The 21,298-nt window shown below is 67.3% G+C and carries 22 protein-coding genes; 13 read left to right on the top strand and 9 right to left on the bottom strand.

Annotated elements, in window-relative coordinates; all coding sequences use genetic code 11:
• Positions 1 to 163: 163 nt before the first annotated feature.
• The 10 genes from coxB (at position 164) to KM176_RS02290 (ending at position 8,559) form a co-directional block, all read left to right on the top strand.
• Positions 164 to 1,006, top strand: a complete 843-nt coding sequence (gene coxB, locus KM176_RS02335; protein WP_160892302.1) for a cytochrome c oxidase subunit II — start codon at positions 164 to 166, stop codon at positions 1,004 to 1,006.
• A gap of 82 nt (positions 1,007 to 1,088) precedes the next feature.
• Positions 1,089 to 2,027 (top strand): heme o synthase, encoded by a 939-nt coding sequence (cyoE, locus tag KM176_RS02330; protein WP_160892300.1) that lies wholly within the window; start codon positions 1,089 to 1,091, stop codon positions 2,025 to 2,027.
• A complete protein-coding gene (locus tag KM176_RS02325; RefSeq protein ID WP_202397714.1) occupies positions 2,028 to 2,201 on the top strand; it encodes a hypothetical protein in 174 nt (57 codons plus the stop codon).
• Position 2,202: 1 nt separating this feature from the next.
• Positions 2,203 to 2,769, top strand: a complete 567-nt coding sequence (locus KM176_RS02320; protein WP_160892298.1) for a cytochrome c oxidase assembly protein — start codon at positions 2,203 to 2,205, stop codon at positions 2,767 to 2,769.
• Between the two features lie 25 nt (positions 2,770 to 2,794).
• Positions 2,795 to 3,595 carry a cytochrome c oxidase subunit 3 gene (locus KM176_RS02315; protein ID WP_160892296.1) on the top strand — a complete coding sequence of 267 codons (801 nt, stop codon included), beginning with the start codon at positions 2,795 to 2,797 and terminating at the stop codon, positions 3,593 to 3,595.
• A gap of 114 nt (positions 3,596 to 3,709) precedes the next feature.
• The gene (locus KM176_RS02310) at positions 3,710 to 4,384 is read left to right on the top strand and encodes an SURF1 family protein (RefSeq protein WP_160892294.1); all 675 of its coding nucleotides are present in this window, start codon (positions 3,710 to 3,712) and stop codon (positions 4,382 to 4,384) included.
• Positions 4,381 to 5,769 (top strand): threonine synthase, encoded by a 1,389-nt coding sequence (thrC, locus tag KM176_RS02305; RefSeq protein WP_160892292.1) that lies wholly within the window; start codon positions 4,381 to 4,383, stop codon positions 5,767 to 5,769. Before KM176_RS02310 ends, thrC begins: the two co-directional genes overlap by 4 nt.
• Complete coding sequence (locus KM176_RS02300) at positions 5,766 to 7,028, top strand: M16 family metallopeptidase (RefSeq protein ID WP_160892290.1); 1,263 nt, start codon at positions 5,766 to 5,768, stop codon at positions 7,026 to 7,028. The genes thrC and KM176_RS02300 overlap by 4 nt, the downstream gene beginning before the upstream one ends.
• Positions 7,028 to 7,618, top strand: a complete 591-nt coding sequence (locus KM176_RS02295) for a GNAT family N-acetyltransferase (protein WP_160892288.1) — start codon at positions 7,028 to 7,030, stop codon at positions 7,616 to 7,618. Before KM176_RS02300 ends, KM176_RS02295 begins: the two co-directional genes overlap by 1 nt.
• 113 nt (positions 7,619 to 7,731) lie before the next feature.
• Positions 7,732 to 8,559, top strand: coding sequence for an MBL fold metallo-hydrolase (locus KM176_RS02290; RefSeq protein ID WP_160892286.1), 828 nt, complete (start codon positions 7,732 to 7,734; stop codon positions 8,557 to 8,559).
• A gap of 81 nt (positions 8,560 to 8,640) precedes the next feature.
• Here KM176_RS02290 and KM176_RS02285 read toward each other — a convergent pair whose 3' ends face one another.
• Together KM176_RS02285 and KM176_RS02280 are read right to left on the bottom strand one after the other, a co-directional pair.
• Complete coding sequence (locus KM176_RS02285; RefSeq protein ID WP_160892284.1) at positions 8,641 to 9,438, bottom strand: EcsC family protein; 798 nt, start codon at positions 9,436 to 9,438, stop codon at positions 8,641 to 8,643.
• Between the two features lie 105 nt (positions 9,439 to 9,543).
• Positions 9,544 to 10,029, bottom strand: a complete 486-nt coding sequence (locus KM176_RS02280; RefSeq protein ID WP_160892282.1) for a GNAT family N-acetyltransferase — start codon at positions 10,027 to 10,029, stop codon at positions 9,544 to 9,546.
• An 80-nt stretch (positions 10,030 to 10,109) separates the two neighbouring features.
• On the opposite strand from KM176_RS02280, the gene KM176_RS02275 reads away from it, so the two are divergent.
• Positions 10,110 to 10,715 (top strand): flavin reductase family protein, encoded by a 606-nt coding sequence (locus KM176_RS02275; RefSeq protein ID WP_160892280.1) that lies wholly within the window; start codon positions 10,110 to 10,112, stop codon positions 10,713 to 10,715.
• 48 nt (positions 10,716 to 10,763) lie between these two features.
• On the opposite strand, the gene KM176_RS02270 is transcribed toward KM176_RS02275, so the two are convergent.
• The gene (locus KM176_RS02270; protein ID WP_160892278.1) at positions 10,764 to 12,368 is read right to left on the bottom strand and encodes a SulP family inorganic anion transporter; all 1,605 of its coding nucleotides are present in this window, start codon (positions 12,366 to 12,368) and stop codon (positions 10,764 to 10,766) included.
• Between the two features lie 185 nt (positions 12,369 to 12,553).
• On the opposite strand from KM176_RS02270, the gene KM176_RS02265 reads away from it, so the two are divergent.
• Together KM176_RS02265 and KM176_RS02260 are read left to right on the top strand one after the other, a co-directional pair.
• Entirely contained in the window at positions 12,554 to 13,426 is an 873-nt protein-coding gene (locus KM176_RS02265) for an S-methyl-5'-thioadenosine phosphorylase (RefSeq protein ID WP_160892276.1), read from the top strand.
• A gap of 70 nt (positions 13,427 to 13,496) precedes the next feature.
• Positions 13,497 to 14,027: an adenine phosphoribosyltransferase gene (locus tag KM176_RS02260; RefSeq protein WP_160892274.1), complete on the top strand. Its 531-nt coding sequence runs from the start codon at positions 13,497 to 13,499 to the stop codon at positions 14,025 to 14,027.
• A gap of 160 nt (positions 14,028 to 14,187) precedes the next feature.
• On the opposite strand, the gene KM176_RS02255 is transcribed toward KM176_RS02260, so the two are convergent.
• The 6 genes from KM176_RS02255 to KM176_RS02230 form a co-directional block, all read right to left on the bottom strand.
• On the bottom strand, positions 14,188 to 15,603 hold the full coding sequence (locus tag KM176_RS02255) for an FAD-binding oxidoreductase (protein WP_160892272.1): 1,416 nt from the start codon (positions 15,601 to 15,603) through the stop codon (positions 14,188 to 14,190).
• A gap of 8 nt (positions 15,604 to 15,611) precedes the next feature.
• On the bottom strand, positions 15,612 to 17,855 hold the full coding sequence (gene ptsP / locus KM176_RS02250; protein WP_160892270.1) for a phosphoenolpyruvate--protein phosphotransferase: 2,244 nt from the start codon (positions 17,853 to 17,855) through the stop codon (positions 15,612 to 15,614).
• Between the two features lie 239 nt (positions 17,856 to 18,094).
• A complete protein-coding gene (locus tag KM176_RS02245; protein ID WP_160892268.1) occupies positions 18,095 to 19,333 on the bottom strand; it encodes an aspartate kinase in 1,239 nt (412 codons plus the stop codon).
• 129 nt (positions 19,334 to 19,462) lie between these two features.
• Complete coding sequence (locus KM176_RS02240) at positions 19,463 to 20,110, bottom strand: SDR family NAD(P)-dependent oxidoreductase (RefSeq protein WP_160892266.1); 648 nt, start codon at positions 20,108 to 20,110, stop codon at positions 19,463 to 19,465.
• A 10-nt stretch (positions 20,111 to 20,120) separates the two neighbouring features.
• A complete protein-coding gene (locus KM176_RS02235) occupies positions 20,121 to 20,534 on the bottom strand; it encodes a DUF1178 family protein (protein ID WP_160892264.1) in 414 nt (137 codons plus the stop codon).
• A 77-nt stretch (positions 20,535 to 20,611) separates the two neighbouring features.
• Positions 20,612 to 21,100, bottom strand: a complete 489-nt coding sequence (locus KM176_RS02230; protein WP_311136135.1) for an NUDIX hydrolase — start codon at positions 21,098 to 21,100, stop codon at positions 20,612 to 20,614.
• Between the last annotated feature and the right edge of the window lie 198 nt (positions 21,101 to 21,298).

Genomic DNA, 21,298 nt, shown 5'->3' with positions numbered 1-21,298 from the left:
CAACGCTGAAGAGAGGATTCTCTTGATTTGCGCCGAAAAAAGCGGCTGTCATGCCACCATAGCGATTGTTGTCGTCCATCAGAGGATAGGGGCTCGCGCGGGAGGAAACAACGGGAGCCATCCCGTCAGGAGGCGCGCCGGCCGTAACCGATCGGGAGAAGACATGCGACACCTGACGAAACTGGCCGGGCTGGGGCCGGCCTTTCTGGCGATTCCCGCCCGGGCGCAGGACCTGGAGGTCATCGGCAAGCCCGTCCCGGGCGGGATCGGCTTTCAGCCCGCCGCGACCGAGATCGCCCGCGATCTGCACTGGCTTGAGGGGATGATCCTGTGGATCATCGTGGCGGTGGTGATCCTGGTCTGCGCCCTGTTGCTGATCTGCATCCTGCGCTTCAATCGCCGCGCGAACCCGACGCCGCGAAGCTTTACCCACAACGCCCCGCTTGAGGTCACCTGGACCCTGGTGCCGGTGCTGATCCTGCTGTTCATCGGGGCGTTTTCCCTGCCGGTGCTGTTCAAGCAGCAGGTCATTCCGGAAGGCGACATCCACATCAAGGTCACCGGCTACCAATGGTACTGGGGATATGAATATACGGATGCGCAGGCCGACGGATTGGCGTATGAGGGGTTCCTGTTACCCCGGGAGGAACTCGCTTCCTACGGTTACAACGACGATGAATATCTTCTGGCGACCGATACCGCCCTGGTGGTGCCGGTCGGCAAGACCGTGGTCATGACCGTGACCGGCGCCGATGTGATCCATTCCTGGACGGTGCCGGCCTTCGGCGTGAAGCAGGATGCCGTGCCTGGCCGTTTCGCCCAGCTCTGGTTCACCCCGGAGCGCGAGGGGATCTATTTCGGCCAGTGCTCGGAGCTTTGCGGCAAGGATCACGCCTACATGCCGGTCACCGTCAAGGTGGTCGCCCAGGAGACCTACGACGCCTGGCTGGCGGCGAGCAGGGAAGCAGGACGGTTCGTGCCGCTCTCGGAACTGCCCGAAGCCTAGGGCAGTTCCCGCGCCCCCGCCGGGGCGGATAGACGCGGCTTCGCCGGGAGGGGCGGACCGTGGCATGTGAAAGAGACGAGACATGACCGACGCAAGCATTGATCCGCAGGTCCGGGAGGGCGACGCCAGCTTCGGCGATTACCTCGCTCTTCTGAAGCCGCGGGTGATGTCCCTCGTGGTCTTCACCGCCCTTGTGGGGCTGGTGGCGGCCCCGGGCTCCGTGCATCCCTTCATCGCCTTCTGCGCCATCCTGTTCATCGCCGTGGGGGGTGGCGCCTCGGGCGCCCTCAACATGTGGTACGATGCGGATATCGACGCGGTGATGAAACGCACCGCCAAGCGGCCGATCCCGGCGGGCAAGGTCTCGGCCGAAGAGGCGCTGGGGCTGGGGCTGGCGCTCTCGGGGTTCTCCTGCGTGATGCTGGCGCTGGCGACGAACCTGTTCTCGGGGCTGTTCCTGGCCTTCACGATCTTCTTCTACGTCGTCGTCTACACCATGTGGCTGAAGCGCTGGACGCCGCAGAACATCGTCATCGGCGGTGCGGCGGGCGCCTTCCCTCCGATGATCGGCTGGGCCGTGGTGACCGGGAGCGTCAGCCTGGAATCGGTGCTGATGTTCCTGCTGATCTTCATGTGGACGCCGCCGCATTTCTGGGCGCTGGCGCTGTTCATGCGCGGCGATTACGACAAGGCCGGCGTGCCGATGCTGACGGTCACCCATGGCCGCCCGGCCACCCGCCGCCACATCCTGGCCTATACGGTGCTGCTGGTGCCGGTCGCGGTGGGCGCGGCCTTCACCTCGATCGGCGGGCCGATTTACCTGACCGTCGCCGTGGTGCTGAACGCGATGTTCCTCTGGGGCGCCGTGCGCATCTGGAAACGCGACGAGGCCGCTTCGGAGGCGGACAACTACAAGGTGGAGCGCTGGTTCTTCAAGCTGTCGCTGTTCTACACCTTCCTGCATTTCGCCGCGATCATGGCGGAGGCCCTGCTGAAACCTTACGGCCTCGGGGGGTGGTGAATGGGTCTGGCGCATGAACACGAGCTGCACCGCCGCCGCAAAAGCCGCAACATCGGCCTGGGCGGGGTGCTGGCCGGGTTCTGCCTGCTGATCTTCATCCTGACCTTCGTCAAGGTCGAGACCCAGGACATCCGCCTGCCGGCGGGGGCTGCCACGGAGACCGGGGGAAACTGACATGGCCATGGACCGCAAGACGAGGACCGTCTGGCAGATGATCGCGGTGATCGTCGTCATGGGGTCTCTCGCCTGGGCGGCGGTCCCGGCCTACAGTTATTTCTGCGCGGTCACCGGCTTTGGCGGCGTCACCCAGCGGGCCGAGGCCGCGCCCGATCACATGCTGGAGCGGATGATCAAGATCCGCTTCGAGGCGGCGACGGATCGCGACATGGCCTGGAGCTTCCGGCCGGTCCAGCGCGAGATGGCGCTGCACGTGGGCGAGACGGGGCTGGCCTTCTACGAGGCCCACAACCCCACCGACCGCGTGATCGCCGGCCAGGCCAGCTACAACGTGGCGCCCTACGAGGCGGGGGGCTTTTTCACCAAGATCGAATGTTTCTGCTTTACCGAGCAGGTGCTGCAACCCGGCGAGACGGTGCAGATGCCGGTGACCTTCTACGTCGATCCGGCGATGGTCGAGGATCGCGACGCGAAGTACATTTCGTCCATCACGCTGGGATACACATTCTACGAGATCGACCTGCCCGAAGCTTCGGCCCCGGGCGCGTCGGGCGGGCTGAACTGAATGCTCATGAGGGAGGGCCACGCAGATGGCGCATGAGAAGAACCACGACTACCACATCCTGACCCCCTCGGTCTTTCCGTTCCTGACGGCGGTAGGGACCTTCCTGCTGCTCTTCGGGGCGGTGCAGCTGATGACGGAGGGCCGCTTCTGGATCTTCCTCGTCGGGCTGGTGATCGTGATCTACACGATGTTCGGCTGGTGGCGCGACACGGTGCTGGAAAACGCCGCCGGGGACCACACGCCGGTGGTCAAGATCGGCCTGCGCTACGGTTTCATCCTGTTCATCATGTCCGAGGTGATGTTCTTCGGCGCCTGGTTCTGGACCTTCTTCAAACATGCGCTCTATCCGATGGGGCCGGACAGCCCCGCCGTGGACGGGCAGTGGCCGCCCGCCGGGATCGAGACCTTCGATCCCTGGCACCTGCCGCTGATCAACACGCTGATCCTGCTGTGCTCGGGCGCGGCGGCGACCTGGGCGCACCATGCCCTGGTGCACGAGAACAACCGCAAGGATCTTCAGGCCGGGCTGCTGATCGCCATCGTGCTGGGTCTGCTGTTCACCGCCTTCCAGGCCTATGAATACAGCCATGCCGCCTTCGGTTTCGGCGGCAACATCTACGGCGCCACCTTCTTCATGGCGACGGGCTTTCACGGGGCGCATGTGATCATCGGGACGATCTTCCTGCTGGTCTGCCTGCTGCGCGCCCGGGCCGGGCATTTCACCCCCGAGAACCACACCGGCTTTGAGGCCGCGGCCTGGTACTGGCACTTCGTGGATGTCGTCTGGCTGTTCCTCTTCGCCTCGATCTACATCTGGGGGCAGTAGGCGCGGGGGAATGCCGCGCCCTGGCGCGGCAGCCTCCGGCGGGCATATTTGGGGAAAGATGAAACGGGGGCGCGGCAGGAGGAGGCCGGGCCCCCTTTTGCGAAGGGAGGGGGAATGCGGATCTGGAGCGTCCTGGTGCTGGGGCTGGGCGGGGCGGCGATCCTGCTGAGCCTGGGGAGCTGGCAGCTGCGGCGGCTGGCCTGGAAGGAGGATCTGCTGGCGCGGATCGAGACCCGGATCGCCGCCGCGCCGGTCGCGCTGCCGCGCGCGCCCGACCCGGAGCGCGACCGTTACCTGGCGGTTTCCGCCGAGGGGCATTTCACGGGCGCGCCGCTGCGGGTGCAATCGGCACGCGACGGGCAGGGCGCCGGCTGGCGCATCGTGCAGCGCTTCGACACCGCCGGGCGGCGGATCATGGTAGACCGGGGCTTCGTGCCGCAGGGCGCCGAGATCCCGGAAGGCGGCGCGGGGCGGGTCACGGGCAATCTGCTCTGGCCCGACGAGGTGGATGCCATGACCCCGCGCCCCGATCTGGAGGACCGGTTGTTCTACGGGCGCGACGTGTCGGGCATGGCCGACGTGCTGGCGACCGAGCCGGTTCTGCTGGTGCGCCGGGACGGGGCGGGGGGCGGCGGCGTGCTGCGCGCCGCGCCGGTCGGAACGGGGGGAATCCGCAACGATCACAAGGAATATGCCGTGACCTGGTTCGCCCTTGCGGCGGTTTGGCTGGTCATGACCGCCTATCTGTTTTATCGGATGCGGAAACAGGAAAAAGGCGAGACGTCGTGAAGTACATTTCCACCCGGGGGACGGCCCCCGAACTGACCTTCCAGGATGCCATGCTGACGGGCCTGGCGCGGGACGGTGGCCTTTATGTGCCTGCCGAGATCCCCACGCTGTCGGCGGAGGAAATCCGCGCCCTGGGCGGCCTCTCCTACGAGGAAACCTGCTTTCGCGTGATGTGGCCCTTCCTGGGCGGCACCTTCACTGAAGAGGAATTCCGCGGCTGCATCGCGCGCGCCTATGCGGGCTTCGGCCATGCCGCCCGCGCGCCCCTCGTGCAGCTGGCCCCGAACCATTTCCTGCTGGAGCTGTTCCACGGCCCGACCCTGGCCTTCAAGGACTTCGCCATGCAGCTGATCGGCCAGCTGTTCCAGTGCGCCCTGTCCAAGACCGGCCAGAAGATCACCATCGTCGGCGCCACCTCGGGCGACACCGGCTCGGCCGCGATCGAGGCGTTCCGGGGCCTCGACAATGTCGATGTGTTCATCCTGTTCCCCCATGGCCGGGTCAGCGACGTGCAGCGCCGCCAGATGACCACGCCCGAGGATGCGAACGTGCACGCCCTGGCCGTCGATGGCGATTTCGACACCTGCCAGGCCCGCGTGAAGGACATGTTCAACGATTTCGCCTTCCGCGATGAGGTCGGTCTTGCCGGCGTCAACTCGATCAACTGGGCGCGGGTGCTGGCTCAGGTCGTCTACTACTTCACCTCTGCCGTGTCGCTTGGCGCGCCGGACCGCGAGATCAGCTTTACCGTGCCCACCGGCAACTTCGGCGACATCTTCGCGGGCTACATCGCAAAGAAGATGGGCCTGCCGATCGGCAAGCTGGTGGTCGCGACCAACCAGAACGACATCCTGCACCGCTGCCTGACCACCGGCGAATACAAGCCCGACGGCGTCGTCCCCTCGATCAGCCCGTCGATGGACATCCAGGTCAGCTCCAACTTCGAACGCGCGCTGTTCGATGCTCTGGGCCGGGACGGCAAGGCCGTGGCCCAGCTGATGGACGAGCTGAAGGCGGGCGGTTTCACCGTGCCCCAGGGCGCGCTTCAGGCGCTGCAGGAGCTGTTCACCTCGGGGCGCTGCTCGGAAGAGGAAACCCGGGCCACCATCGCCCGGCTGCGCGAGACCACCGGAGAGCTGCTCTGCCCGCATTCCGCCGTGGCCGTGAAGGTCGCGGAAGAGCTGCGCGATCCCGCCACCCCGATGATCACCCTGGCCACCGCCCATCCGGCGAAGTTCCCCGATGCGGTGGAAGCGGCCAGCGGCATCCGTCCGGGCCTGCCGCCGCGCATGGCGGATCTGTTCGACAAGGAGGAACGCGTGACCCGCGTCGCCGATGACCTTGCCGCCATCGAGGCGCTGGTCCGTGACCGGAGGCGCGCATGAGTGTTCAGCTGACGACCCTGAAGAACGGCTTCCGCATCGTTTCGGAAACCATGCCGGGGCTGCAATCGGCCTCGATCGGGATCTGGGTGGGCGCCGGTGGCCGCCACGAACGCCCCGAGCAGAACGGCATTGCCCACTTCCTTGAACACATGGCGTTCAAGGGCACCAACACTCGCAATGCGCTCCAGATCGCCGAGGTGATCGAGGACGTGGGCGGCTACATCAACGCCTATACCTCGCGCGAGGTGACGGCCTATTACGCCCGCGTGCTGCAGGCCGATGTGCCGCTGGCGCTCGAGGTCATCGCCGACATCCTGCGCGACAGCATCTTCGATGCCCGCGAGATCGAGATGGAGCGCGGCGTGATCCTGTCCGAAATCGGCCAGGCGCTGGATACGCCCGACGACATCATCTTCGACTGGCTGCAGGAGCAGGCCTACCCGGGTCAGCCCCTGGGCCGCACCATCCTGGGCCCGGAAGAACGCGTGCGCGCCTTCACCCGCGAGGATCTCTCGGGCTTCGTGGCCGAACATTACGGCCCCGGCCAGATGATCCTCTCGGCGGCAGGGGCGGTTGATCACGACCAGATCGTCGCGCTGGCCGAAAAGCTGTTCGGGGACATGGTGGCGCGCGGCCAGCCCGATCTGGTGCCCGCCCGCTTCGTCGGCGGCGACCTGCGCAAGGTGAAGAAGCTGGAACAGGCCCATGTGACCTTCGGCTTCGAAAGCCCCGACTACCGCCACCCCGATGCCTATGCGGCGCAGATCTATGCCGGGGTGCTGGGCGGGGGCATGTCCTCGCGGCTGTTCCAGGAGGCGCGGGAAAAGCGCGGCCTGTGCTACACGATCTTTGCCCAGGCCGGGGCCTATGCCGACAGCGGCATGACCACGATCTATGCCGGCACCTCCGGCGACAAGGTCGCCGAGCTCTCCGAGCTGGTGCTGGACGAGATGAAGCGCGCCGCCGATGGCCTGACCCAGGCCGAGACCGACCGCGCCCGGGCCCAGATGAAGGCCGGGATGCTGATGGGCCTCGAGGGTTGCTCGGCCCGCGCCGAACGCCTGGCCCGCATGATCGAGATCTGGGGCCGTGTGCCCGACCTCTCCGAGGTGGTCGAGCGGATCGACGCGGTGACCCCCGAGGATCTGCGCCGCCACGCCGAGGCAATGGCGGTGCAGGCCAAGATGGCCCTGGCCCTCTACGGACCGGTGAAGGGCGCCCCCGCCTATGCCGGCCTTCAGGCGCGCCGGGCTGCCTGATGCTGCGCGGCAGGCGCAAGGTCCAGATCGAGACCGAACGGCTGACCCTGCGTCCGCCGAGCCATTCGGATTTCCGGCCCTGGACCGGCCTGCGCGATGACAGCCGCGATTTCCTGACGCCCTGGGAACCCACCTGGGCGTCAGACCACCTCACGCGGCGCAGCTTCACCAACCGCGTCTACTGGGCACAGCGCTCGATCTCCGGGGGCACGGCACTGCCGCTGTTCCTGATCCGGCGCGAGGACCAGATCCTGCTGGGGGCGATCACCCTCGACAATATCCGCCGCGGCCCCTCGCTCTCGGGGACGCTGGGCTACTGGATCGGCGAACGCTACGCCCGCCAGGGCTACATGCGCGAGGCGATCGAGGCGGTGGTGCACCACGCCTTCCACCGCATGGACCTCTCGCGCATCGAGGCCGCCTGCCTGCCGGAAAACACCCCCTCGCGCCGGCTGCTGGAAAGCTGCGGCTTCAAGTACGAGGGCGTGGCCCAGAGCTATCTCCAGATCAATGGCCGCTGGCGCACCCATGTGCTCTATGCGGCGCTGCGCCTGGATCGGCGCGGGCGCACCGACGCCGGGATCAGCTGAGAGAGCTGCCCTTGGGTCAATTTTCGGGCAGGGGTCCGGTTTCGGCCCGCCGAAGGCGGCACTGCGCCGCCGGGCGCCCGCCTGACGTGCTAGGCTGACGGCGGAGGTGCCCCATGATCCGTTCCGCCTGCCTTGCCCTTGCCGCCCTGCTGCCGATCCCGCTTCAGGCGCAGACAGGGGCCCCGGTCAGCCACTGCATCGCCATTGCCCAGGCGCTGCCGGGGGCCAGCCTCGTCCACAGGGCGGCCTACAGCGATCCGGTGCCCGATTACAGCGTGCGACTGCGCTACCTGACCCATTCCGCCTACCTGATCCAGAGCGCCGGCGGCGTCTCTGCGGTCACGGATTATCCGGGCTATCTCGGCAGTGCCGCCTTCCTGCCCGACATCGTGACGATGAACCACGCCCATGGCACCCATTTCACCGCCCATCCCGATCCCGCGATCCCCCATGTGCTGCGCGGCTGGTCCGAAACCTTCGGTCAGCCCGCAGATCACCTGCGCCAGGTCGGCGACATGCTGGTGCGCAATGTTTCGACCGACATCCGCGCGGGCGGCGGGGTAGAGGAAAACGGCAATTCGATCTTCATCTTCGAGGTCGAAGGCCTCTGCATCGGCCACCTTGGCCACCTGCATCACGAACCCAATGACGCGCAATATGCCGCCATCGGGCGGCTCGATGTGGTGATGGTGCCGGTGGATGGCGGCATGACCCTCGACACCGACTCGATGGTGCGGGTGGTGGAGCGGCTGCGCAGTTCGCTGGTACTGCCGATGCACTGGTTCTCGGGGGCCAGCCTCCAGGCCTTCCTGGAACGGGTCTCCGACAGTTTCGCAATCTCCCGCCCGGGCCTCAGCGAGGTCACGCTGTCGCTGCGCGACCTGCCCGCGCGCCCGACCATCCTGGTGCTGGAGCCCCGGACCCTGTCGGATCCTGACTGAGCCTCATTTTCTTGTTTGAAATACCTCGGGGGTGAATTGCGCCTCCGGCGCAAGAGGGGGCAGAGCCCCCATGCCCCGGGCCTATCCCTCGACCCGCGGCTGTCGGGTCAGCTCGGCCCTCAGGGCATCGACCAGGTCCTCGTGCGGTTGGCCGGCATCGATGGCCAGCCGGCGCAACCCGAACTGCACATGGGCCATTTCGCGGTAGTAGCGGGCATAGGCAAAGTTTGTGGCCGCGCCGGCGGCGGCCCCCAGCAGCGGCACCATCTGGGTCGCCAGCTTGCGGCCAAGCGCGGCGGCCAGCTTCGGCGCGACGCTGCCCAGCATGGCGTTCAGCGCCGGCCCGGTCAGCGTCATCCGGGCGGTCAGGAAGCCGGTGTCGGCGCCGTCGTCCCCCGAGAGCGGCCCGGCGGCGGCCAGCACCTGGATCGAATCGAACTGCACGTTCGCGGCCTTCGGGTCGAAGCCGTATTCTGCCGCCACCCCCTGCACGCTGCGCAGCAGCATCGTCGTGGTGACCGGCAGCTCGGCCAGCGCCGAGGGCAGGCCGCCCAGCCCGCCGGCGGCGCCGAGCCCGGTGGTCACCACCCGGTCCACCCAGCCCGGCTGGTCCTTCACCATGTCGCGGGAGCGTTCGGCGGCCCGCACCGCGCTCAGCAGGGCCTGTTCGGTGGCCTGGCCCAGCCGGTTGCGCACCTTCGGCGGCAGCCGCTCCAGCAGCCCCTCGGCGCGGTTGCCCAGCATGTTGAGGACGCGGATGCCGGCCCCGGAGGCCTCCCGGTAGCGGGTGGCCAGGGCGGCGATTTCGGCGGCGACCTCGGTGTCGGTCAGCGGGGTGATGCGGGCGGGGGGGAAGACCCGGATGTCGATCTCTGCCATGGGGCAAAGATGGGGCCGGGAAGGGGCGAAGGGAAGGGGGCTCTGCCCCCTCTTGCGCCGGAGGCGCAATTCACCCCCGAGGTATTTGGAACAAGAAAATGGGGATCAGTCGGCGCGGGTGACCTGGCCGCGGATGCCGTGCCAGCCATCAAGGATCAGTGCGCGACCGAGGATCCGGTCGGGGTTGGTGGGGGGGGGCATCTCGACGCCGTCGAGATGTTCGAAGCCGAAGCGCGAATAGTAGGGGTAGTCGCCCACCAGCAGCGCCCGGGTCCAGCCCTGGGCGGCGGCCTCGTCGAGGGAGGAATGGATCAGCAGGGCGCCCAGCCCCTCGCCCTGGTGGGTCGGGTGCACGGCCACGGGCCCCAGAAGCAGCGTGCGGTGGCGACCGACCAGCACCGGCCAGTAGCGGATCGCCCCGGCAATGGAGCCGTCCTGGTTGCGCGCCACCAGGCAGAGACCACGGACCGGCTCGACACCGTCGCGCAGCCTGTAGGAGCTGAGGGCGGTGCGCCCGGGGGCGAAACAGAGGTCATAGAGGGCTTCGACTTCCCACAGATCCTCTTTCGTTTCCGGCGCAAGGGTGAACATCTCTGGCGTCGTCTCTCTTTCAGTGCTGGAAAGGCAGGTAGCACGGGTTTACCCAAGCTTCAAACCGAAGGAGGCAAGTCATGTACTATCGTCCGGCCGAAGGCCATCCGCTGCCGCATAATCCGCTGAAGGCCATCGTGTCTCCGCGGCCGATCGGCTGGATTTCGACCCGGGGACGGCTGGGCGACAACCTGGCGCCCTATTCCTTCTTCAACATGGTGGCCGACACGCCGCCCCAGGTGATGTTCGCCTCCATGGGAGCGAAGCCCGACCGGGCGGTGTCGAAGGACAGTTTTTCCCAGGCGCGGGAAAGCGGCGTCTTCTGTGCCAACCTGGTGTCGCGGTCGCTGCTGAAGGAGATGAACATATCCACCGGGGCCCTGCCGGCGGGCGAGGACGAATTCGTCGCCGCCGGGCTGGAAAAGGCCGAATGCCAGGAGATCGACTGTCCGCGGGTGGCCGCAGCGCCGGCCAGTCTGGAGTGCCGGGTGCTGCATGTGCTGAGCCTTGCGGGAGAGAACAACCACATGATCATCGGCGAGGTGGTGGGGGTGCATATCCATCCCGACATGCTGGTCGATGGGCGCTATGACGTCACGAAGGTGCAGGCGATGTCGCGGCTGGGCTATCGCGACTATGCCGCCGTGACCGAGGTCTTCGAACTGCTGCGCCCGGGTCAGACGTAAGCGCGTCAGCAGGAAAGGACCGGCCCCGGGGGCCGGTCCGTGCCCGGCTCAGCTGCCGGTGCGCACCTTGTAGTCCACCGCCAGGCCGTAGCCCGGATCGTTGTCGCTTTCGACCACCAGGCTGCCGGCCCGGGTCAGCAGGCGGTGGCAGTCGGGGCTGAGGTGGCGCAGCTGCAGCTCCTTGCCGGCGGCCTGGTATTTCTCTGCCAGGCTCTCGATCGCCTGCAGCGCCGACTGATCGACCACCCGGCTGTCGTCGAAATCGACGATCACGCGCTCGGGGTCCTCGTTCACGCGGAACAGCTCGGCGAAGCCATCGGTGGAGCCGAAGAACAGCGGCCCGTGGATCTTGTAGATCTTCGCGCCGCTCTCGTCCGTCTCGGTCGAGGCATGGATGCGGCGGGCGTTGTTCCAGGCATAGGCCAGCGCCGAGATGATCACCCCGATGACCACGGCAGTGGCCAGGTCCGTCAGCACCGTCACCACGGTGACGATGACGATCACGGCGGCGTCCATGCGCGGCGCCTTGGCCATGATCTTGAACGAGTTCCAGGCGAAGGTCTCGATCACCACGATCAGCATGACGCCGACCAGGGCGGCCAGGGGGATCAGCTCGATCAGCTGCGAGGCCACGAGGATGTAGGACAGCACGAAGAGCGCCGCGACCACCCCGGCAATCCGGGTGCGCCCGCCGGAGCGGATGTTGATCATCGACTGGCCGATCATGGCGCAGCCGCCCATGCCGGTGAAGGCGCCGGCGAAGATGTTGGCGGTGCCCTGGGCGACGCAGTCCTGGCTGGCGCCGCCGCGCTGGCCGGTGATCTCTCCGACCAGGTTGAGGGTCAGCAGGCTTTCGATCAGGCCGACGGCGGCCATGATGACGGCATAGGGCAGGATGATCTTCAGCGTCTCGAAGGTGAAGGGCACCATCGGCACGTGGAAGGAGGGCAGCACGCCCTTCAGATGCGCCATGTCGCCCACATCGGGCACGTTCAGCCCGAAGATCAGCACCAGGGCGGCGGTGACGATGATCGCGGCCAGCGGCGCCGGCACCAGCTTGGTCAGGCGCGGCATCAGGTGGGTCACCCCCATGGTCAGCACCACGAGGCCGATCATGATCCACAGCGTCGGGCCGGTGATCCATTGCGTCGGGCCCGGATCATGGGCGGTGCCGGGCAGGTGGAACTGCTCCAGCTGGGCCATCAGGATGATGATCGCCAGGCCGTTGACGAAGCCCAGCATCACCGGATGGGGCACCAGCCTGATGAACTTGCCCCATCGCATCAGCCCGACGAAGATCTGAATGATCCCGGCCAGGATCACCGTGGCAAAGAGGTATTCGATACCGTATTTTGCCACCAGCGACACCAGCACCACGGCGGTCGATCCCGCCGCCCCCGAGATCACGCCGGGCCGCCCGCCCAGGATCGCGGTGATCAGGCACAGGAAAACCGCGCCGTAGAGGCCGTTCACCGGGTTCACCCCCAGCACGAAGGCGAAGGCCACCACCTCGGGCACCAGCGCGAGCGAGGTGGTCAGCCCGGCCAGGAACTCGATCCGCAGCCGGTCAAGCGACATCCCCTCGGTCGGAGAGATCCGCAGGTCGGGCAGGGTGATGCGCTTGGCGAATGCTCCGAATTCGTTCTTCGGCATATGGCTCTCTTCCCGGTTCTGTCGTCAGTTTCGAATGTGTCAGCGCCCCGGTTAGCGGCTTTGGCCCCCTGCGACAAGCTTGCGGGCGCCTGCGGGGCCCCAAAGGCGGGCCCGGGGCTGCGCTTGCAGCGCTCTGCGGCAGGGGGCAGGATGGCGCGCAATGAGACGCACACAGGGGATGGCGCATGGCAGAGGCGATGCTGGCGGTGATCGGGGGCTCGGGCCTCTACGGGATCGACGGTCTGGAAGAGGCCCGGTGGCAGGAGGTCGACACGCCCTGGGGCGCGCCCTCGGATGCGGTGCTGACAGGGCGCTTCGAGGGGCGACCCATCGCCTTCCTGCCGCGCCATGGTCGCGGCCATGTCCATGCCCCGACCGACATCCCCTACCGCGCCAATATCGACGCGCTGAAACGGCTGGGGGCGACGCATGTGGTCTCGCTCTCGGCCTGCGGATCATTCCGGGAAGAGATGGCGCCGGGGGATTTCGTCCTTGTCGACCAGTTCATCGACCGCACCGTGAACCGTGAGAAAAGCTTCTTCTCCTCGGGCTGCGTGGCGCATGTCTCGATGGCGCATCCGGTCTGCGACGTGCTGGCGGTGCTGGCGGCGCAGGCGGCGCGGCAGGCGGGCGTCACCGTGCACGAGGGCGGCACCTATCTGGCGATGGAGGGGCCGCAGTTCTCCAGCCTCGCGGAAAGCCGGATGTACCGCGAAAGCTGGGGGGCGGACGTGATCGGCATGACCAACATGCCCGAGGCCAAGCTCGCCCGTGAGGCCGAGCTGCACTATGCCACCGTCGCCATGGTCACTGATTACGACAGCTGGCATCCCGACCACGGGGCAGTGGACATCAAGGTGATCGGCCAGGTGCTGCGCGCGAACGGCGATCATGCCCGCACCACGGTCGCCAATCTGGCCAGGCTGCTGCCCCGGGCAGGGGCCTGCAAGGCGGGCTGCGACCATGCGCTTGATCACGCGATCATGACGGCCCCCGAGCGGCGCGACCCCGCGCTTCTGGCCCGGCTCGACGCGGTGGCGGGGCGGGTTCTGCGCTGACCCGGGGGTGCGCTTGCCTTGACGCCGCGCTTGCGGCATCAGGGCCGGGTTTTGCCTCAAGGAGCGTCTCATGAAGACCGTCAAGGACTACATTCGCACCATTCCGGATTTCCCGCATGCGGGGATCCAGTTCCGTGACGTGACGACCCTGTTCGCCGATCCGCGCGGGCTGCGGCTGGCCATCGACCAGCTGCTCGATCCCTTCGTCGGGCAGCGCATCGACAAGGTGGTGGGACTTGAGGCGCGCGGCTTCATCCTGGGCGGCGCGATCGCGCACCAGCTGTCCATCGGATTCGTGCCGGTGCGCAAGAAGGGCAAGCTGCCGGGTGCGGTGATCGGTGAGAGCTACACGCTGGAATATGGCGCCGCCGAGGTCGAGATCCACGACGATGCCATCGCCCCGGGCGAGCGCGTGCTGATCGTCGATGACCTTCTGGCCACCGGCGGCACGGCAGAGGCCGGCATCAAGCTGGTGCGGCGTCTGGGGGGCGAAATCGCCGGCTGCGCCTTCGTCATCGACCTGCCAGAGCTCGGTGGCCGCAAGCGCCTGGCGGACATGGGCATGAACGTCCACGCCCTCTGCGCCTTCGAAGGCGCCTGAGCAATGACGTGGCCGCCGCCCCCTGCGGAGGCGGCGGCCACGGCCTCCGGCGGGGATATTTTCGGCCAGATGAAAGAGCCACGCGCTTCCTGTCATCTGGCCGAAAATATCCCGGGGGAGTCTCCGAAGGAGACGGGGGCAGCGCCCCCTTGCCGCGATTTCAGTCCATCAGGGCGCCGGGGTTGAGGATGCCCCGCGGATCGAAAAGCGCCTTGATGCCGCGCATCATCTCCAGCTTCAGCGGATCCGCGTAGCGGGCGAGGTCATCGACCTTCAGGCGACCGACGCCGTGTTCGGCGCTGAAGGCGCCGCCATGGGCCTGGACCAGGTCGTGGATCAGGCGCATGAACTCGGCCTTGCGGGGCATGTAGGCATCGCGCTTCTCGCCCCGGGGCGGGAAGACGTTGTAATGCAGGTTGCCATCGCCCAGGTGGCCGAAGCAGTTCAGCCGGAACGGCCCGAGTTCGGCAAGCTTTGCGCGGCCCTCCTCGATGAAGGCGGGGATCTCCGAGAGCGGCAGCGAGACATCGTGGGAGGAGATCGCGCCGGTCAGGCGGTTTCCCTCCGGGATCGTTTCGCGCATGGTCCAGAGCTCGGCCGCCTGGGCCTCGCTCTGGGCGATGATCCCGTCGGAGGCCAGCCCTGCCTCCAGGCCGGCCGCGAAGATCTCTTCCAGCAGAGCCTGGGGATCGACGCGGGCCGGCGTGCCCAGTTCCGTCAGCACCATCCACTCCGGCGTCGGATCGTAGGGGCGGCGGATATCGGGAAGCTCGTCCTTGAGGAATTCCAGCCCCTGACCGGAGATCAGCTCGAACCCGGTGATGGTCTCTCCGGCGATGTCGCGGGCGCAGGCCAGCAGTTTCAGCGCCGCCGCCGGCGAGGGTACCACCATCAGCGCGGTCGCATTGCGGGCGGGGCGGGGGAAGAGCTTCATCGCCGCCCCGGTGATCACCCCCAGCGTGCCCTCGGATCCCACCATCAGGTCGCGCAGGTCGTAGCCGGTGTTGTCCTTCCGGAGCCGCTTCAGCAGGTCCATCACCCGACCGTCGGCCATCACCACCTCGAGCCCGAGGCAGAGATCGCGCGTGGTGCCGTAGCGCAGCACGTTCAGCCCGCCCGCATTGGTCGCAAGGCTGCCGCCGATGCGGGCCGAGCCCTGGGCCCCGAAACTGAGCGGGAAGACCCGGTTTGCTTCGGTGGCAGCGCGGTGCAGATCCTCGACCAGCACGCCCGCGTCGGTGACGATGACGTTTTCCTCGGGCAGGACGCGGCGGATGCGGTTCATCCGTTCCAGCGACAGAACCACCGGGGCGGGGCCCTCGGGCATGACCTGGCCGCCGACCAGACCGGTGCCGCCGCCATAGGGCACCACCGGCACCCGGGCGGCGTGACAGGCCCGCATCACCACCGAGACCTCTGCCGTATCGGCAGGGGCCACGACCACGCCCGCCTGGGCCTTCCAGGTGCCGCGGGGCTCCCTCAGGTAGGGGGCGGGATCGTCGCGGAAGGCCTTTTCGGGCAGCAGGCTGCGCAGATGGGCGACGAAGGCGTCATCCGCCGGGAACAGGTCTTGCATGGCAGGTCTCAGGTTGTGCTGCGCAGGTGGTCCAGGACGGCGCGGCGCACCGATTGTTCGCCGCGTTCGGAGGCCTCGTCGATCACCGCGCGCAGCTGGGCCAGATCGGTGCGCAGCAGCAGCGATTTCACCGGCCCGATCGAGGCCGGGCGCATCGAGAGCGCGCGCAGGCCCATGGCCGCCAGGCAGACGGCCTCCAGCGGGCGCCCGGCATCCTCGCCGCAGAAGGACAGCGGCGTGCCGGTCTCGGCGCAACGCTCGACGATATTGGTCAGGAAGCTCAGGAAGCTGACGTTCAGCGTGTCGTAGCGGCGGCGCACGCGCTCGTTCTCGCGGTCGGCGGCGAAGAAGAACTGCTTGAGGTCGTTGCCGCCGATCGACAGGAAGTCGACCTCCTGGAAGAAGCGCTTCGGCGCGAAGGCCAGCGACGGGGTTTCCAGCATGGCGCCGACCTCAAGAGAGGAGGGGACCGGATGGCCGAGGATGCGCTCGCGCTCCATCGCCTTGTCCATTTCGGCGCGGGCGGCCTGGTATTCCTCGTACTGGGCGACGAAGGGGAACATCACCGAGAGCGGACGGCCATCGGCGGCACGTATCAGCGCCTGGAGCTGCATCCGCAGCACCCCCGGCTTGTCCAGCCCGACCCGGATCGCCCGCCAGCCAAGCGCCGGGTTGGGCTCATCATTGGGCTTCATGTAGCTCAGCACCTTGTCCGAGCCGATGTCGAGGGTGCGGAACACCACGCGCTTGCCCTTGGCCGAGTTCAGCACATGGGCATAGAGGCTGGACAGCTCCGAGCGCTTGGGCATCTGGTTGCGCACCAGGAACTGCAGCTCGGTGCGGAACAGGCCGACGCCCTCGGCGCCGGAATTCTCAAGGCTGGGCAGGTCGGCCATCAGGCCGGCGTTCATCGTCAGCGTCATCCGCGTGCCGCAGGTGGTGATCGCGGGCACGTCGCGGATCGAGGCGTAGCGTTCCTGCGCCTTGGCCTGCATGGCGATCTTGTCGCGGAAGGCGTTCGAGACGGTCTCTTCGGGGCGCAGATGGGCGATGCCCTGATCGCCGTCGACCATGATGTAGTCGCCGTTCAGCGCCTCGGTGGTGATGTCCTTGGCATGGACCACCAGCGGGATCGCCAGGGCGCGCGCCACCACGGCGGCATGGCTGCCGACCGAGCCCTGTTCCAGCACGATGCCGCGCAGCGAACGACCGTAGTCCAGCAGTTCCGCCGGGCCGATATTGCGGGCGACCAGGATCGGATCGGCCGGCATCTCGGCGCCGGTTTCCTTGCCCTGACCGGTCAGGATGCGCAGCAGCCGGTTCGACAGGTCGTCGAGATCGTGCAGCCGTTCGCGCAGGTAGCTGTCGGTGGCGCTGGCCAGCCGGGCCCGGGCTGCGGTCTGTTCCTTCTCGACCGCCGCCTCGGCCGAAAGGCCGCGGGTGATGTCGGCTTGCATCCGGCGCATCCAGCCCTTGGAATTGGCGAACATCCGGTAGGCTTCCAGCACCTCAAGCTGCTCGGCATCGCCGGCCTGGGCCCCCGCCAGCATCCGGTCGACGCCGACGCGCAGCTGCTCGACCGCCTCGTGCAGGCGGGCGTTCTCGCGCTCGGGGTCGTCGGCGATCGGATTGGTGATGACGACGCGGGGCTCGTGCAGCCAGACGTGGCCCTCGGCGGCGCCCTCCTGGCCGCAGGTACCGCGGAACATCACCGGCTTGGTGTGGCGCTTGGTCAGCGCGGCGCTGTCGCCGATGAAGGCGCCCAGCTCGGCCATCTCGGCCAGCACCATGGCGACGACCTCGAGGGCGTAGATCTCGTCCTCGGAATACTTGCGGGCTTCCTTGGACTGCACCACCAGCACGCCCAGGGTTTCCCCCAGCCGCTGGATCGGCACGCCCGCGAAGGAGGAATAGATCTCTTCGCCGGTCTCGGGCATGTAGCGAAAGCCGGTTTCCTGCGGGGCGTCGGCGGTGTTCACCAGCTTGCCGGTGCGCGCCACGCGGCCCACCAGGCCCTCGCCCAGGCGCATCCGGGTCTTGTGCACTGCCTCGGGCTTCAGGCCCTCAGTCGCGCAAAGCTCCAGCGTTTCGGGATCGCGGAACAGGTAGACCGAGCAGACCTCGGTCCGCATCGATCCGGCGATCAGCCGGGTGATCTTGTCCAGCCGCGCCTGTCCAAGCGCGTCCTCCGCCATGACTTCGCGCAGGCGGCCCAGCATCTGCCGACTGTCGGTCTGGAAGTCTTCGGTCATATCTTGGGCTGCCCCTCGCCTCCGGGTCCGGGGTGAATAGACCACAGAGTACCTGAAAGCGAAATGGGCAAATCATGCCGCAGGTGCGAAACCGCCCAGTATTGCTGAAAATTACAGAATGTTTTCAGTATATTGAAAGTTGAATGACAGGCGGGATCCTGTCCCCGCCGCACATCGTGCAAGAAAAAGGCGCGCCCCGGAGGGACGCGCCGCATTTGTTAGCGCTGCCGGGAAGTCCCTCAGGCGGCCTTGTCCAGGTCGAAGGCGTCGTGCAGGGCCTGCACGGCCAGTTCCAGGTACTTGCGCTCGACCAGGACGGAGATCTTGATCTCCGAGGTGGCGATGACCTTGATGTTGATGCCCTCGTCCGAGAGGACCTTGAACATCTTCGCGGCAACGCCGGACTGCGAGCGCATCCCGATGCCCACGGCCGAGACCTTGCAGACCTCGGTGTCCGCGACCAGCTCGTCGAACTCGATCAGGCCGGCGGTCTTGGCGTCGAACAGCGCCTTCTCGGCGCGCTTCACCTGGTCGATGGGGCAGGAGAAGGTCATGTCCGTCACGCCCTTCTCGGAGACGTTCTGGATGATCATGTCGACGTTGACGCCGGCTTCGGAGAGCGGCCCGAAGATCGCGGCCGCCACGCCGGGCTTGTCGACGATGGTCACGAGGGTCATCTTCGCTTCCTCGCGCGAGAAGGCGATGCCGTTGACGACGTTGGATTCCATGATGTCCTCCTCGGCACAGACCAGGGTGCCTGCGGTATCGGATTGTTCCTCGAAGCTCGAGAGAACGCGAAGCTTGACGTTGTAGCGCATGGCCAGCTCGACCGAGCGGGTCTGCAGGACCTTGGCGCCCAGCGAGGCGAGCTCCAGCATCTCCTCGAAGGCGATGCGGTCGAGCTTGCGGGCCTTCTGGCAGACGCGCGGGTCGGTGGTGTAGACGCCGTCGACATCGGTGTAGATGTCGCAGCGTTCCGCCTCGAAGGCGGCGGCGAAGGCCACGGCCGTCGTATCGGAGCCACCCCGGCCCAGCGTGGTGATCCGCCCCTCGGGCGAAATCCCCTGGAAGCCCGCGACCACCGCAACCTTCATGCCCTCGCCGAACTTGGCCATGATGTTGTCGGTCGGGATCTCTTCGATCCGGGCCTGGGAATGGGCAGAGTTGGTCTTCAGCGGCACCTGCCAGCCCTGCCAGGAGCGGGCGGGAATATCCATCTCCTGAAGGGTGAGGGCCATCAGACCTGCGGTGACGTTTTCACCCGAGCTAACGACGGCGTCGTATTCGCGCGCGTCGTACATGGGCGAGGTCTCGTTGACCCAGCCCACCAGCTCGTTCGTCTTGCCGGACATGGCAGAGACGATGACGATGACGTCATAGCCCTTGGCAACTTCCACGCCGACGCGCTTGGCCGCGCGACGGATACGGTCGAGGTTGGCGACGGATGTGCCGCCGAATTTCATCACGAGAACAGGCATGTCAGGTTATTGGCCCCGTCCTTTCAGGCAAAGTCGGCGTGGTTTACGCGCGGAACGCGTGCTGCGCAAGGCGAGAAAGCGGGCGCGGGCCCTGTTTCGACAAGGCTGCGCGGCCCGTTGCCGGAAAGCTCAGAAGGCGACGGGGTCGCCTTCCCAGGTCTCGAAGACGCCCGTGGTCTCGGGCGAGAGGTGGTCCATGCGGGCGATCAGGCCGCGGGCGCTGTCCGCGGGGCGCAGGGAGGCGCGCGGCCCGCCCAGATCGGTGCGCACCCAGCCCGGGTGATAGATGCCGACGGCGATGCCCGCGTCCTCCAGGTCGGCGGCCAGGTTGCGCCCGAGGCTGACCAGCGCTGCCTTGGAGGCCCGGTAGGCATAGGCCCCGCCCGAGGCATGTTCGTGGCTGGCCATGGCCGAGGCGATCAGCCCGATCCGGGCGCCGGGTGCGGCGCGCAGGTTGGGCAGCAGCGCCTGCACGCAGAGGAAGGCGCCGGTGACGTTGACGGCAAAGCTTTTCGCCCAGACCTCGGGGGCAAAGCCGCTCTCCAGCGGGTCGTGCCGCGCCAGGCTGACGCCGGCGTTGCAGATCAGCCGGTCGAGGGGCGCGCCATCCAGGGCGGCGGCCATGTCCCGGATCTGGTCGGGGTCTGTCACGTCGAGGCGGATCAGCCCGTCGTGATCGCCGGTGGCGGTGCCGGTCACCCGGTCGCCGCGTGCCGCGTGCTGGCGGGCCAGTTCCGCACCGATTCCGCGGCTGGCTCCGGTGATCAGCACATGCATGATGGGCCCCTCAGTTGGTTTTCCGCCCGGCAGAGAAGGGCAGCGGCAGCACCGGCACGCCGTCCTCGATCAGGGCGCGGGCCTCCTCGGGGCGGGCTTCGCCGTAGATCGGACGATCAGGCTTCTCGCCTTCGTGGATGGCGCGGGCTTCCTTCGCGAAGTTGCCACCGACATAGGTGGCGCTTTCCTCGACCTTGCGGCGCAGCTCTGCGATGGCTTGTTCGGCCTCGCTGGCGGGCTTGGACAGCGGCTTGTCGCGGCCGGTCTGCACGCGGGGCGCCATCAGTGCCTTCTCGACAGAGGGGCTGCCGCAGACGGAACAGCTGACCATTCCGGCGGCAAGAAGCTTGTCGAAAGCCTCGGAGGACTGGAACCAGCTTTCGAAGCTGTGTCCCTGGTCGCATTTCAGGGCAAAGTGAATCATCTCGGTCCCGGTCACAGAACTGACACACTGACATAAGCACGCGGTGCGCGGATGCAAGGTGTCGCCGGGGCGGCGGGTCAGAAATGCAGGCCCGAGGGATCGAAGCGCTTCAGCAGCCGCGCCAGGTCGGGTTCCTCGACCCGGCTGGCGGCCTTCTTGCGGCTGACCCAGTCGCGCTTGCGCTGGCCGGCCTCCCGGTAGTCCTGCAGCAGGGCATGGACCCGCACCGGGTAGACCATCGCCATGCAGGGCAGCGACTGCCCGTCGCTCAGCTTCTTGGTGTAGCTGTAGTAGCCGACCGGATGCGGGCTGACGCGCCCGACCACGCCGGCTTCCTCGTAGGCTTCCTGAAGCGCGGCCTCGGCGGGGGTGCGGTCTTCCATCGGCCAGCCCTTGGGCAGGATCCAGCGCTTGGTCCCGCGCGAGGTCACCAGCAGGATCTGCGGCTTGTCCTTGACGATCCGGTAGCACAGCGCCGCCAGCTGCACGTTGAGCCCGGGCAGGGCGATGGGCCCCGTCCTGAGTGAGGCGGGCATCTGCGCGGTGATGGTATGGGTCTGGATCACTGCCACCTCTTGTCGATCCCGCAGAGCGGTTCCGGTTTGCCCGGACTCGTTGCTGCCCTTCGGAAGGTTTTGAACGAGTGTCTTAAAATCCGGTTAACCGGGAAAGAGGCTCTGGTGCAATTGTGATCGCGCGGGACCGGGCAGGGGCGGAAATCCGACCCCTGCCGGGCCGGGCGCCCGTTTGGCGGGCACAGTGCG

This window comes from Pseudooceanicola endophyticus, assembly GCF_018760365.1.
Classification (GTDB): Bacteria; Pseudomonadota; Alphaproteobacteria; order Rhodobacterales; family Rhodobacteraceae; genus Pseudooceanicola; species Pseudooceanicola endophyticus.
Note: the sequence above shows the minus strand (reverse complement) of the source record. Positions and strands in the feature narration are given on the sequence as shown.